Source organism: Blautia sp. MSK17_66 (assembly GCF_020538025.1).
Taxonomy (GTDB): Bacteria; Bacillota; Clostridia; order Lachnospirales; family Lachnospiraceae; genus Blautia_A.
In genome coordinates, this window is record NZ_JAJBNQ010000024.1 from 1 (window position 1) to 14211 (window position 14211).

Below are 14211 nucleotides of genomic sequence, written 5' to 3' on the forward strand. Positions count from 1 at the left end.
TGTTCTGCATTTGGATAGATTCTTATTTTTACTGCCCGGTTTATTTTCCTCACCTCGTATTATATAGTAGTGGTTTTTAGGGACCTTCTCCAAGGTCTTTATAACTATTAAGTCATAGTCTTTTCTTTACCTCTTCTGTAGGTTCGACTATGATATATAAGATGCTGTGGATTGTTTTTTTTTCACCTACCACTCGATGGTTTAAGTAAGGCTCCAACCACAGTCTCTTTGTTCATTTGTTAATCAGTTAGATACCGCATGACGGTTTATTTAGAACGAGGTTACAATCGCAAGGAGCACCCTGTGGTTCTAAAACAGCATTAATAATTAATACATTTCAAGGGAGATTTATTATGATTTACGTAGGAATTGATGTTGCTAAAGATAAGCATGATTGCTTTATCACCAACGCTGATGGAGAAGTGTTATTTAAAGCATTTACCATCTCCAACAACTTAGATGGCTTTAGTGAACTTTATCAAAAGATTGAATCCGTTATGGATGACGTAACAAAAATAAAAGTAGGACTGGAAGCCACTGGACATTACAGTTACAATCTTCTTGGATATCTCATTGATAAAGGTTTGCCCGCCTATGTTATCAATCCGTTACATACCAATCTATACAGAAAAAGTCTAAGCCTTAGACAGACGAAAACGGATAAAGTAGATGCCCGCACGATTGCTTCCATGCTAATGTCTGATGTGAACTTAAAGTCCTACTCAGACACATCTTACCACAACGAGGAACTAAAGTCATTAATCCGTTATCGTTTTGATAAGGTAAAAGAACGTGCAAAACTAAAAACTTCCATTTCCAGACTTGTCTGTATTCTTTTTCCTGAATTGGAAAAGCTGGTTCCTCAACTTCATATGGCATCTGTTTATGCAATGCGCTCTGAATTTCCCGGTGCAAAACAAGTAGCCAATGCTCACCTTACCAGACTTACCAATCTACTTTCTGAATCCTCAAAAGGTCATTACGGCAAGGAAACAGCAATCACATTTAGAGATGCTGCAAGAGCTTCTATCGGCTCAAATATGCCAGCGAAATCACTTGAACTAAAACACACCATCAAGTTGATTCAGGAACTTGATTCCGAGATTGACGAAATCGAAAATGAAATCAAAATCATCATGGATAAAATCAACTCCCCGATTCTCAGTATTCCTGGAATCAGTTATCGCATGGGAGCCATGATCATTGCCGAGATTGATGATTTCAGTCGTTTTGATTCTCCTGATAAAATCTTAGCTTATGCCGGCTTTTCGCCATCAACATATCAATCTGGACAACTAGATGGTGCTTACGCACATATGGAAAAACGTGGATCCAGATACCTGCGATACGCTCTGTACAATGCCACCAAGTATGTCTGCCACTGGGATCCAACATTTGCAGCCTATCTTGCTAAAAAACGAGCGGAAGGTAAGCATTACAATGTTGCCATATCGCACGCTGCAAAAAAATTGGTTCGAGTAATTTATCATCTTGAAAAAACAAAGCAGCAATACATAAAAGCAGCTTAAATCTTTCTAATTCAATACTCCTTTTTGAGCACCTATCACGATGCTCTTTTTGTCATGCAGTTTTCAAGGTTCAAGGAACTCTAACTAAGTTCCAAATATATATAAAATACATTTCTGTACTTTATTCAAAAAATATCATTTTAAGGCTTGACTTTTAATAGTTAGTCTTATTTCTATATGTTGATAAATGATTTCAATCATTGTCTTTGAACATTTTGTTCTTTCTGCTCTATTATAATACAAACCCGCTATCAGAACAAGTGTTTCTTCTCTTTATTTACAAGATTCTTTTGAGCATTTATGCTCAGCTCCACAATTCATCTCACTACCTGAAGAGGTAGGAGAATTCTTGCTAAGCTTTGTTAAAGAAGCCTCTGAATCATCTGTCTGAGAATCTTCGCATGTGTCTCTGTGGCAACACCTGTTCACTCACTTACCAGACAAATTCCGGAGATCATATGTGCTTTGCGATCACGGAACCATTTATCCTGCAGATCTTCCAGAACTTCCTGACAAATATGGATCCGGATGTTTACTACAAACCTGAGGAAGCTGAACAGATTATCAAGCGTATGATTGAGCAGCTGGAAACAAATAAATAATTCTCAAAATAAAAGAAGGTACTGTAAAATCATCATGTTCGATGACTCTACAGTACCTTCTTTTTTCTCATAAATATGTGTTCCTCCTGGAAGAACCAGGTTTATTCATCACCGAACAAAAAATGCCTGACACAATACGAACTGCCACTGCCACGCCCCAAAACACCGCAGTATATAACATCATAATAATTCCATTTGCTGGATTAGAATCTGCTTCCGATATTCCTCCCATCGGTATGATCACCCCTGCATAACCTTCCAGAATATAGCAGATAAGATAAATAAAGCAGGCACAGAAACTGATCATCCAGGAAGTTATCCATCTTTTTCTGTTTATAGCAGAAGAACACAATATGCTGACTCCCATCAATAGTATTCCAGCCAGCAGAAAAATTTCCGCTACACGAAATGACCTTACATAGAGAATAACATTTATCATCCACAGATATATTTTCGCTCTCAAAAATCCGTCCAGAACAGAAATATAGTTATATTCTTTCATTTTGTTCCTTTTCTGCAAGCATACGGTGCAATTTCTGTAATCTTTTTCATTAAATCATTAATCTTAGAAATAATCCGATATGTACGGTGTCTGCTGCTCGATCGCATCTTCAAGCATGTCGATGGTCCACTCGGCTGCCTTAATCCTTCCGATCCTTGCAAGATATTCAGGGCGTTTGTAGCCCATCAGCATAGTAGTCATGGTCTGGATATTTATCTCATCCTGGCAGGGTTCCATAATCCGGACCACCTGACCACAGCCTTCTCTGGAGATCGTCAGGCTGAAATTTCCCTGATTGCATTCCATGACCGGATCGATCAGCTTAAACTTCCATTCACGGTCAAGAACGCTCGGTTTAAACGGATACTTCTCGATGAAGGAGACAAAATCTACGATTCTTCCCATATAGTATGGTGAGATTATTTCCTTGATACTTGCATCCTCCAGAAGAAATGCCAGTGGTTCATCGGTGTAGGTATCGCCCTCCACCTGATTGATCATGGAAAAGTGTGCCGCAACGAAATTCCACAGTCCGGTTCTTGCCTCTTCATTATTGAAGATCATGTCCTTGATATGAAAAACTTCCTTCGCGATCCAGTAGATCACATAGCCGTCCGGTTCATTATTCTCGTTATAGTAGACGGCTGCCATAATATCATCGGAGTCCCACAGCCAGTACTCATTCCATGCCAGATCATCACGGAGGATCGCACCGTGTGTCCGCATGGCATAGCGGTTATAAGCTGCCTTCAGTTCTTCGCCCTCAGTATCAACGCGGCGTACATCCCCCGGAACCTGATGGTTCTTCGGAAGCTGGTAATCCTTGATCTCATAGGAGATTTTGTCCGAGATAATCTCCCAGCCCTTGCGACGGTAATATGGAATGGAATATGGATACAGATAACAGATATCCTGGCCATGCTCCTTCATGTTCTTGAGTGCCTGCTCGAGAAGCTTGTGCATCAGACCCATGTTGGAGTATTCCGGGTAGGTTCCGACTCCGGTAAGACCGCCCATGGCATAGGTTTTACCAAAAATACGTGCCTGCATAGGGTAGACTGCCACCTGAGAAACAAGATTGTCATCATCAAACCATCCGATCACATCTGCCTTTTCCATGGTTGGAAATTTGGCACGGATAATCTCACGTTCCTGCCATCCGATGGAACTCAGTTCCTGTTCTGTCACCTGGAACACATAGCGTAGAAGGGCATTGTACTGTTCCATATATTCGCTGCCTACGGGTTTCATTTTCAGGTTTTTCTTGTTATTCATGATTCCTTTCCCTTTTCGCTGCTGTCCACAGCAGCCCTTTTTACCAACAAGTCCCATCCCTCCTAAGAGAGATGGGACTGCGTTTACGTTTTATTTAATGTTTAAGAAGTGCTTCAACCTCGATTCCACTTCAGACTTAGAACTCCGGCTCTATTAAACCGTAGGTATTGCCTTTACGTTTGTAAACAACATTTACCTGCTCTGTCTCTGCGTTAAAGAATACGAAGAAGTTGTGTCCCAGAAGTTCCATCTGTACACATGCATCTTCCGGATACATTGGCTTGATACCGAATTTCTTGGTACGGATGATCTTAACCTCATCATCCTCCTCATAATCTCTATCAATGTATTCCTTCTGGAAATTGGCTGCGGCCTGCTGTTTGTCTACGATTTTATTTTTGTATTTACGAAGCTGACGCTCGATAACTTCCTCTACCAGATCGATGGATACATACATATCGTTGCTTACCTGCTCGGATCTGATGATATTTCCTTTTACCGGGATTGTAACCTCGATTTTCTGTCTTTCTTTTTCGACACTTAAAGTTACGATAACTTCTGTGTCAGGAGTAAAATAACGCTCCAGTTTACCGAGTTTGTCCTCAACGGCTGTTCTGAGTCCTTGGGATACTGTGATGTTCTTTCCACTAATAATAAATTTCATAGTCCCATCCCCTTTGCTGTTTATTTTGGATGCTTATATTCAACCAATCCGGTTGTCTATGTGACCATTATAACACATCCATTTGAATTTTAACACAACTTTACAAAATTTTTATAAAAATTCTGATAAAAATTTCCAGCTCTTTTACTCAATTCCTGTAACACACATCTGAAGGCTGCGTTTTTCCGGGTGCTCTTCATCGTGCGGCTGGACAAGCTGTTCCGGGGATTTACCTGCTGTGACACAATACAAGCCGATTCCGCTGTTCTGCGGTGCATCAGTTGTGATCTCAAGCTGATAAGTTTTTCCGCTCTCCACTTCTACCGAATGCGTCAGGAAGGAGTAAAGTGCCGTATTTTCTTTGAGACCGTAAGTATCGCCCTCGCTCTCATAAAGCACCTCACCGGAATCCTTATCGCGAAGTACCACTTTCAGGCCGTAGAGATCAAGATTTGTCTCTGTATATACACGGATCTTGATACCCGTGATCTCTTTTCCATCTGCGGTAAGTTCCTGGATGATCGGATGATCACGTTCCAGCATGACGACATTTTCCATCTCCATATTCTGGCGGCTGTTGTCAAAGAAGACTGTTTTGCCCTGCAGAACGCCCATTGCACAGACAGACATCGGAAGTACAAAGGCTGCCACTCCAAAGAGGAAGGCTGCACGGATCTGCCACACCAGACCTCTGGAGATCGTACTGCCTTTTTTACTGTGATAACGAGGATGGCCAAAGACAACATACAGAAGAAGCACGATCCACATCGCTGTACAGAGAAGCTCCTGATCATGGAATCGGTAAACATCCCACATACGCACGGCAAAATTCCTGTCCTTAAGAATATATTTCAGGATTCCGCCATTCAGAACTCTTTCATCTACCATGCTCTGGCTGCAGAAAATATACATCGCCAACATAAAGATGTTCGTAATCATCAGAAGCAGATTTCCATTCTCGTTCATAAAGATATTCAAAACGAGGAACGGTGCCATTAGAAGTACCCACTGTGGATTCCAGGTGGAAAATCCGAACACAGAAAAACTCACTGCCACACAGAAAAATACTGTCCAGGAAGCTATGGCATCTTTGTCCACTTTTTTCTGATAAGCCCAGACCAGCACAAAGGCCGCAACCGCCGCCATCAGGTTGATCCCGCTGAAAAAGCCTACACTAAATGGTTTTTTGACATATTCAAGTGCACTGAACCCAAACACATTTCTGCGGAATGCATCGGAACTGAGATTCGGCAGGATTTCTACCATAAGGGGAACTGCCATGATCACGGTATAGCGGATCAGATTGCGGATTTTTTTCTCCTTCAGAAGAAGCAGCGCCGCAAAGTACAGTACCGCATGATATTTGAACGTACTCGCCATTCCGAACGCCAGTGCAAACTGCCACATTTTGTTTTTCAGGAAGAAATACAGCCCCAGTACCATAAAGAATACGGTAAAGATGTCATACTGGCTGAAGATAAACTGGCTGAAGACACCCATCGGAAATACCAGAAAGGCAAATTTGCACAGGAGAGATTTTTTCTCTCCAAATCCCATTTCTTTACCAATATGATAAATAAGCTGTGCCGTGATAAAATAAATGATCACCGGCAGAAGCTTGTACCACATCAGATTGACAAAGCTGTTTGTAAGGATTGCCTCCGGAACATGCCCTGTCAGATAAAGCGGCAGGTTCCAGATTGCATAGGCGATAAAGGTGCTTGGCAGATAATTCGCCCAGTAACCGCCGGACTGCTCATAGCTTGCCTGATAAAAATCCGTAAAGTGCTTATACATCAGGAAAGATCTGTTTCCGGTCAGTTTTACATCTGAATGTACACAGGTAAAAAACAATACCGTCAGGATCAGGATGGAAACAATCCAGTCCACCCTGCACAGTTCATCTGCATTCCAGAGTCTCATTTCCTTCCATTCCGCTTTTTTGCGATTCAGGAAGCTCTGTTTTTTTACTGCTTTTTCTTTCATACGTTTTTCTGCTCCTCTGTCTCATCTTCTTCAAAGTTCAGACGCTCTTCTTCCACTACAAGAGGACGGTCAAGAACCCTGCTGTTGATACTGAGCACATATTCTCCAAGGAAACCAATAAAGAACAGCTGCAGTGCCCCAAGGAAGAACATGCCGATGACCATAGGTGCAACACCGGCTGAAAAACGATCCCAGTACATCAGCTTCAGTACCAGATAGACAATGGCCGCAACCAGACTCAGACCACCGATGATAAATCCGGCAAACGTCGCCAGCCTCATGACTACCTTTGAATAAGAGGTGATCCCAATCATGGCATAATCATACAGACTGTAAAAATTATTCTTACTTTTACCTGCACGACGTTTCGGCTGCGTATACTCAATCGCTTTATAATCAAAGCCGAGTTCTGCGATGATTCCGCGGAGATATGGAAGCGGATCATGGAGATCACGGACCACATCTACAAACTTCCTGTCATAGAGTCCGAATCCGGTGAACTGCTCAATATGGTCAATATCTGTGATCTTGTTGATCATCTTGTAATAGCAGGAACGGATCCAGTACATACCTTTACGCTCCTTGCTGGCACTTTTGACTCCAATCACAATCTTTGTTCCCTGCTCCCACTCACGCACAAATTTCGGAATCATGTCAACCGGATCCTGAAAATCCGCACACATACGCACGACACAGTCTCCGTAGGCCTGCTTCATTCCGTATACCGGAGAACGTGCCTGTCCGAAGTTTTTGGCATTAAAGATTGCCTTGATCTTTTTGTTATTGGCACACAGCCCCCGAAGCAGTGCCTGGGTATTGTCTTTGGAATGATTGTCAATAAACAGTATCTCATAATCATACTCCTTAAGATCACGCTCCATGACTTCCGACACTGCTTTGGCCAGAGGTACTACATTTGCCTCTTCATTATAGGTGGGGATCACCACCGAAATTTTTTTCTTCATTTTTATTTATACTCCTGTTTCCTGGCTTCTGATCCAGTCGATCGTTTCTCTGATTCCCTCTTCGAAGGTATATTCCGGCACAAATCCAGTATCTCTCTTCAGAGATTCTGTGTCTGCACAAAGATTCATCACTGCCCCCGGCGGGTATGGTCTTACACCAATACCTGTTTCTTCTGCTCCGGTAAGTTCTGCCATCTTGAGGATATATTCCCGAAGAGGATGTGCTTCTCCGCTTCCGATACAGTATACCGCTTTGTCCCTGCCCTTTTCACCGATCAGGTAATAGGCGCGGCCTGCATCCTTGCTGTACAGATAATCCCACCGCTGCATTGCCGGAGTAAATTCTGTCGGTTCGCCCTTCAGCATCCTGCGAAGTCCCGAAGCGATCATCGTCGTTTCCTTCTCATGGATCCCATAAACACTGAAAATCCTCGGCCAGATACATTCCATCCCCAGTTCCCGGCAGAGCATTCCCGCGAGATGGCCGGATGCCAGCTTGCTTGCACCGTACGGTGTAGATGGATTCGTCGGACTGTCCGGTGAGATTCTTTCCACATCCATCGGACCGTACTCTGCCTGAGAACCCGCCCCGATAAAGCGTTTACAGCCAAGTGCATTTGCCGCTCTCACCGCCGCCAGTGTATAGCCTATGTTCCTGCTCTGTAATTCTGTACTTCTGTTGCGGTTCTCTCCCGTATTCCCCCAGGCAATATGATAAAAGGTATCGCATCCCTGTGGAATCAGTTCTGGAAGTTCCTCCAGAGTTTCCAGACTGCTGTCTATTAAGTGTACAAGGCTGCTGTCCGGCAGACGGTCCTGCTTCCCGGAAGCCGACCGCAGAACTGCATAGACTTCTATGTCATGTTTTACACATTCTTCGATCAGAGCCGAACCGATCATACTGGTGGCTCCTGTAACAACAATTTTCTTCATCTCTTTCTCCATCTGTTCTGCCGACTCATCATTGACGCATTTTTTCCGGAAGAGGGATGTACATATTTGCTTCCAGTTCTTCCCTGTCAAGAAACGGATACATATCCTCAAGCGGTGCGGAGATCATGCTTCCATCAGGAAGCTTCTTCGCCGAAGTCTTCGGCTCCGTCTTCTGGTATTTTGTCACAAAGACCTCACAGACAAAAGCTCCGTCTGCATCCAGCACTTCCCTGATTGCCTCTGGGAGTTCCTTTGCAGAATGAACCGCCCTGTACGGGAATCCGTAGGCCGGCATAATCCTGGAAAGATCCGGAAAGCTTAAATCTCCACTCTCTTCTCCCACTCCGACTAACGGCGGAGCAAAATAACTCTGCTGTGTCTGTCGGATTGAATGGTAGCCCTGGTTGTTGATCACAAACAGCTTCACCGGCAGATGATTATGACGGATTGTCTGCATTTCCTGAATGTTCATCTGCAGACTTCCCTCACCTGTCACACAGACAACCGGTTTGCCCGGCTGTGCCACTGCGATCCCTGTCGCCGCAGGAAGACAGAAGCCCATAGACGCCGTGTTTGGATTTGTGATAAAACGCTGCCCTTTTTTAACCTGAAAGGCCTGGCTGCCTGCCACCCTGGAAGTTCCCACACTGACCATGAGATTCTGATCTTCCTTCATGGCTTTGGAAAGTTCTTCATAGAAAGCATAGATATTTGTGCAGCCCTCTTCCTGTGTCTCATAATGTTTCTGTGTTACGACCGGATATTTTTCTCTCCAGAGAAGGCACTGGTTTCTCCAGTCCTCTCCCTTAAACAACGGATGTCCTTTATCTGCTCCACGCTTCTTTGCCTCCGTAAGGAGTCCACGGATCAGTTCCCCCGCATCTCCGACAACCGGAAGGCTGACATGGAGACTTGGCTTCTTTAATTCATTTTCATCAATATCATTCAGGATCGTATAGCTCTCTCTCGCCCAGTCCTGATACTGGAAACCTGTCTGTGTAAATCCCTGACGGTTTCCGATGGAAAGCAGCACATCACTGTTCTGCAGGGCAAAATTTCCTGCTCTCGTTCCTGTTCCGCCGCTCCGGCCCGCAAAATACAGATGGTCGGATTCCAGTGCATCTACACTGCTCATTCCTGTCACAACCGGTACGCCGAGAAGTTCTACAAGTTCATGGAATTCCCCGATCGCACCGGCAAGACGGACACCATTTCCCGGTGACAGTACCGGACGATGACTTTCCTCAATCTTATCAAGGATCTTCTCTATTATCTCCTGTGAGATCTCCTGTGGTTTCTGCTCCGGATTTTCTGCCGAATCATAAGCTCTCAGATTTTCTGTCTCAATGACAGCCCCCTGTACATCCAGAGGAATATCCAGCCAGACCGGTCCAGGTCTTCCTGTAACTGCCATATAAAGTGCCTTCTCCAGATGATAGCGGATATCTTCCGGATGAACGATCATATGTGCATACTTTGTAATAGAAGAAACCACCGGGACAATATTACACTCCTGAACGCCCATGCTTCGAAGCGGAAGCCCGCTTGCCGGGACGGTTGTCGCATATCTCGCCTGTCCGGAAAAAACCAGCATCGGAATGGAATCCATCCAGCCGCCCAGGACGCCTGTGATGGCATTTGTTGCCCCGGGTCCTGTCGTCACACAGACAGCAGCCATACGGTTATCCATCCGTGCGTATGCCTCCGCTGCCATCGCACACGCCTGCTCATGATGCTGATAGGTACAGTGAAGCTTCGGATGATGACCGAAGGCATCATTCATATGCATGGCACCGCCGCCGGTCACTGTAAACACATCCCGGATTCCCCACTGTGCAATATACTCAGCTATATAATCAGATACTTTCTGTTTCATTACGCCTGTTTCCTTCCGTCCCATTTGTTTTCGCATACCATAAACTTGCCGGAGGCCTGGATCGGGATCTGATCGACATAGGTTGTCTTTATATCGGCATCTTCACCGAGATAATGACGGTATGCTGCAAGAAGTTCTTCTTCATCCAATTTTTTTCTGTCTGCATTGACAAGAAGTTCGTAATCCTTCTCTCCCCACTGGATACATTTCGCCTGATAGACAATGCCCTCGAATTTGAGAAGCGTATTCATAAATACATGGATGGAGAGTGGTTCGCCCTTGGTGTTGTACATCAGAGAACCTCTTCGGCCATAGATCTCGACATATTTTCCATGCATCCTGCCCTTATCATCCTTATACATTCTCATGATTCCCGTATCACCGGTATCATAACGGACCATAGGAAAAGTCTTATTGTAATAATCTGTCACCACAATCCTTCCCAGTTCTCCTTCTTCTGCCGGCTCATCGCAGTCCAGCTTCAGGATCTCCGGATAAAAATTGTAGAGGTCAATGGTATATTCCGGATCCTCATCAAGCTGGATCGCAATAAAACCATTTTCATTGTTTCCATAAGAACGGACCGGAGAAAATCCAAACAGTTCTTTTGTCAGATCATAGGTCTCCTGCGGCAGTGCCTCTCCCATGGAAAAGACCATCTCCACTGACCACTTGCTGATGTCTCTTCCTGTTCTTCTGATGTACTGTGTCAGTGCTGTCAGCGCACTGGAGTAAGTAACCAGCACCTGTATCTTCTGTTTCTCGATATCCCGGCAGATTTTGTCCAGGGAATCGTCTCCCATATTAGAGATATCCACCATGATCAGATTATTTTTGAAAGATTTCCACTTACTGATTGTATTTTTTCCCTTTATCCACGCACGGAACTCTCCGCGCTTCATTCCCATACGAAAACCATTCAGTTCCATACAGGAAATAAAATTCATGTTGACTCTGCTCATTTTGTCCCCGTCGCAGAGTACGGTAAACGGAGTTCCCGTAGAGCCGCTTGTACTTAAGCGATAGAGATTCCCCTGCTCCTTGCTGTTGTCCACAAGAACCTGGTCATAATTTTCGATAAAATCACCCTTGGTCATCACAGGAAAGTCCTGCAGCTCCATCCATTCCGAGTGATCCTTATAATAAGGAGAATGTTCCTTTACATAATCCAGAAGAATGTGGAGCCTGCGGTCCACATATTCTTCTGTGACACCCTCCACGATCTCCCGTTTATTTACTTCTTTTAATTTTTTGAGTCTGCCGCCTTTTGCAGCATCGAGAAGATTAAATGCCACTCTTCTCAGAACTTCACCTGTCTGCATTGCTGCCTCCTTTGTCCTTTCCTGCCTTTAACAGTCCCAGAATAATGACTGCTGCCACTCTGAGGCTGTTCGCCCCGAGGGACGCCCAGGCAAAACCAATCATACCGTATGCCCTTGCCGCCAGCACAGAGCTGACCAGCAGGATTACAAAATGTGCAAGCTGGATCCACAGCTGCCATTTTTCATCTGTAAATGTAAGTACCAGAATAAATAAAAATGCGGAAAACAGTCCCAGGATCTGTGCAAGGTTTACCACTGTGACAAGTCCCCTGACCGAATCATAGAGATTTCTGTAAAAAAGCCATACAAATAATGGAGTTCCCACCTGACAGGCAAGGAAGAACACAAAGCTCACGCCACCGCCTGCAAGAACTGCCTTTCCAAACTGAGATCGTGTCAGAAGTTCCTTTCTCCTGGTCAGATAGGAGATCACGATCGTGTTGATCGGAGCGATCAGAAGCACCAGAGTCTTGCCGATCAGAGAGACCACGTAATACCAGGTAACCTGCTCATTTCCCAGAACCTGCTTGATCACAAGGCGATCCATATTCATAGTCGTGTTTGTGATCAGATACGACAGCGTAAGAAAGAATCCTCTGCCCAGTGCTGTCGAAAAATACTGGCTTCTCTGAAAAAACTGATGAAAAATACTTCCTGTCAGTCCCACAAAGACAAGGGCTGCCCCCTCTCCGATCAGATAGATCCACACCCACTGACCTGTCACATAATACACACCAAACCCGGCAAGATATCCAAGCCCGATCAGCAGATAATAAATGAAATATCTCTGGTAATTCAGATTCAGACGATATTCCACATCGCCATAATATCGAAATACAGTAAACATGAACAGCACAAAGACTCCAACTGCCATAACAGGACCTTCCAGGCTGTTCCTCGACATCCAGAGTGCGACACCGCTTCCGATGGCCCCGAATACAAGCAGGATCCAGTCATAATCCCCGTTTGTCACGGCAAAATTTCTCCGTACCACAAGACGACTGGTGTTCAGTGCCTGTCCGACGGAAGGACACACAATTGCGATCAGTCCTGTGATATAAAGAAGACCTCCAAGCTGCTCTGCTCCCATAACTCTGTTAAGAAGCGGTGTGATCACAATCTGCAGAACTGCATTCATAAAGATCAGCCCGCCCATAGTATACAGCGTGTTTACTGCAATATTTTTTTTCTGTTCCTTTTTTTCCAATCTGTTTCCCGCCTCTCTGTCAGCCACAGATTCCCCTGTGATCCTTATATTTCTCACAGCGATTCTCTATGTATTTACGCTTTCCGGAGGCCAGAACCGGAATCTCATCCACGATCTCTACTTTGATCCTTGCTTCCTCGCCAAGATACGGGCAGATCCTTCCAAGTATCTCCTTCTGATCCATCTTCGCCGGATCTCCGTTCAGCCAGATCGTGTAATCCTTTACATCTTCCTGAATAAAGCGGTACTGCTTCACTCCCTCAATATCCCAGAGATTATTGGTGATGATATAGGGTGTCACCGCATTGCCTTTGCAGTCATAGATCAGATCACTTCTGCGTCCGTAAAGCTCCGACAGATACAGCTTGAAACGTCCGTTTTTTTCTTTGCGGACAGCCACTGCTGTATCTCCGTTATCATAACGCAGGATCGGAAATGCATAGTTGAAAAGATCCGTGATCACGATACGTCCCAGTTCTCCCGGTTCCGCCGGTTCATCGCAGTCCATCTTGAGGATTTCATAATAGTAGGTTTCTGTGTCGATATGATACCCTTCATTCTCCTCATTCTGGAGTCCCATGATTCCGTTTTCCTCATTGGAATACCATGCCCTTACAGGACAGCCGAACTGCTTTTCCAGAGTCCTTCGCACCGGTTCCGGCATTGTCTCGGAGATCGGAATGATCGCTCTGACACTGCAGTTGCTGCAGTCTGTGCCGGATTTTCGGATATAATCACTCAGCTCACCCAGAGCGGAGGAATATCCGACAAGACATTTCACCTTTTTCTTCTCGATCGTGCGGAACATTTCGGACAGTGCCTTCTCATCCATGCGGGAGCTGTCCATCATGATCATGTTTTCCTGGATCAGCTGAAATTTACTTTTTCTGACATTGTTTACCCACACACGGATAAAAGCTTCCTTCATGCCTATGTAATATCCTGCTGCCGCTCCCAAGAAAATACCGCCTGCTGTATTATGCCGGATCTTGTCCCTGTTCTGGATCATGCGGAGAGGAGTTCCCGTAGAACCGCTGGTACACATCACCCGGTTGTCCGGTGCGTCTTTGTATGTAGAAGAGATAAAACGGTCATACTGTTGACGAAATGTATCCTTATTTACCACCGGAAGATCTCTAAGTGCGATATCTTCCGGATAATCCTTGTAGAAATCAGTCGTTCTGACTGCATGTGCGATCAGATCCCGGATCCTTTTGTCTGTCTCCTCGATGGAACTGCCCTCTTTCCAGGCATAGCGGATCTGATCATAATATTCCCGAATCTTTCCGCCCTTCATCTTATCCAGCATCCAGAAGCCCATCCAGCGAAGTCTTTCATCTAAAATCATAT

The 14211-nt window shown here is 44.8% G+C and carries 12 protein-coding genes; 2 read left to right on the forward strand and 10 right to left on the reverse strand.

Features of this window, described 5'->3' with window-relative positions:
- Positions 1 to 353: 353 nt before the first annotated feature.
- Together LIR34_RS12920 and LIR34_RS12925 are read left to right on the forward strand one after the other, a co-directional pair.
- The gene (locus LIR34_RS12920) at positions 354 to 1529 is read left to right on the forward strand and encodes an IS110 family transposase (protein WP_161285415.1); all 1176 of its coding nucleotides are present in this window, start codon (positions 354 to 356) and stop codon (positions 1527 to 1529) included.
- A 359-nt stretch (positions 1530 to 1888) separates the two neighbouring features.
- Positions 1889 to 2131, forward strand: a complete 243-nt coding sequence (locus LIR34_RS12925) for a hypothetical protein (protein WP_161285414.1) — start codon at positions 1889 to 1891, stop codon at positions 2129 to 2131.
- A 67-nt stretch (positions 2132 to 2198) separates the two neighbouring features.
- Here LIR34_RS12925 and LIR34_RS12930 read toward each other — a convergent pair whose 3' ends face one another.
- The 10 genes from LIR34_RS12930 to LIR34_RS12975 form a co-directional block, all read right to left on the reverse strand.
- Entirely contained in the window at positions 2199 to 2633 is a 435-nt protein-coding gene (locus tag LIR34_RS12930; protein ID WP_161285413.1) for a hypothetical protein, read from the reverse strand.
- 63 nt (positions 2634 to 2696) lie between these two features.
- Positions 2697 to 3965, reverse strand: coding sequence for a GNAT family N-acetyltransferase (locus LIR34_RS12935; RefSeq protein ID WP_330603717.1), 1269 nt, complete (start codon positions 3963 to 3965; stop codon positions 2697 to 2699).
- 79 nt (positions 3966 to 4044) lie between these two features.
- Positions 4045 to 4572: a ribosome hibernation-promoting factor, HPF/YfiA family gene (gene hpf, locus LIR34_RS12940; RefSeq protein ID WP_161285412.1), complete on the reverse strand. Its 528-nt coding sequence runs from the start codon at positions 4570 to 4572 to the stop codon at positions 4045 to 4047.
- A gap of 144 nt (positions 4573 to 4716) precedes the next feature.
- Positions 4717 to 6558 (reverse strand): ArnT family glycosyltransferase, encoded by a 1842-nt coding sequence (locus LIR34_RS12945; RefSeq protein ID WP_173902983.1) that lies wholly within the window; start codon positions 6556 to 6558, stop codon positions 4717 to 4719.
- Positions 6555 to 7523, reverse strand: a complete 969-nt coding sequence (locus LIR34_RS12950; RefSeq protein ID WP_173902982.1) for a glycosyltransferase — start codon at positions 7521 to 7523, stop codon at positions 6555 to 6557. Before LIR34_RS12950 ends, LIR34_RS12945 begins: the two co-directional genes overlap by 4 nt.
- Before the next feature lie 6 nt (positions 7524 to 7529).
- Positions 7530 to 8456, reverse strand: a complete 927-nt coding sequence (locus tag LIR34_RS12955) for an NAD-dependent epimerase/dehydratase family protein (protein ID WP_161285409.1) — start codon at positions 8454 to 8456, stop codon at positions 7530 to 7532.
- Between the two features lie 28 nt (positions 8457 to 8484).
- Complete coding sequence (locus LIR34_RS12960; RefSeq protein WP_173902981.1) at positions 8485 to 10332, reverse strand: thiamine pyrophosphate-binding protein; 1848 nt, start codon at positions 10330 to 10332, stop codon at positions 8485 to 8487.
- The gene (locus tag LIR34_RS12965) at positions 10332 to 11654 is read right to left on the reverse strand and encodes a phenylacetate--CoA ligase family protein (protein ID WP_161285407.1); all 1323 of its coding nucleotides are present in this window, start codon (positions 11652 to 11654) and stop codon (positions 10332 to 10334) included. The genes LIR34_RS12960 and LIR34_RS12965 overlap by 1 nt, the downstream gene beginning before the upstream one ends.
- On the reverse strand, positions 11641 to 12918 hold the full coding sequence (locus tag LIR34_RS12970; RefSeq protein WP_265107733.1) for a lipopolysaccharide biosynthesis protein: 1278 nt from the start codon (positions 12916 to 12918) through the stop codon (positions 11641 to 11643). Before LIR34_RS12970 ends, LIR34_RS12965 begins: the two co-directional genes overlap by 14 nt.
- Positions 12881 to 14209 (reverse strand): phenylacetate--CoA ligase family protein, encoded by a 1329-nt coding sequence (locus LIR34_RS12975; protein WP_173902979.1) that lies wholly within the window; start codon positions 14207 to 14209, stop codon positions 12881 to 12883. The genes LIR34_RS12970 and LIR34_RS12975 overlap by 38 nt, the downstream gene beginning before the upstream one ends.
- Positions 14210 to 14211: the final 2 nt, after the last annotated feature.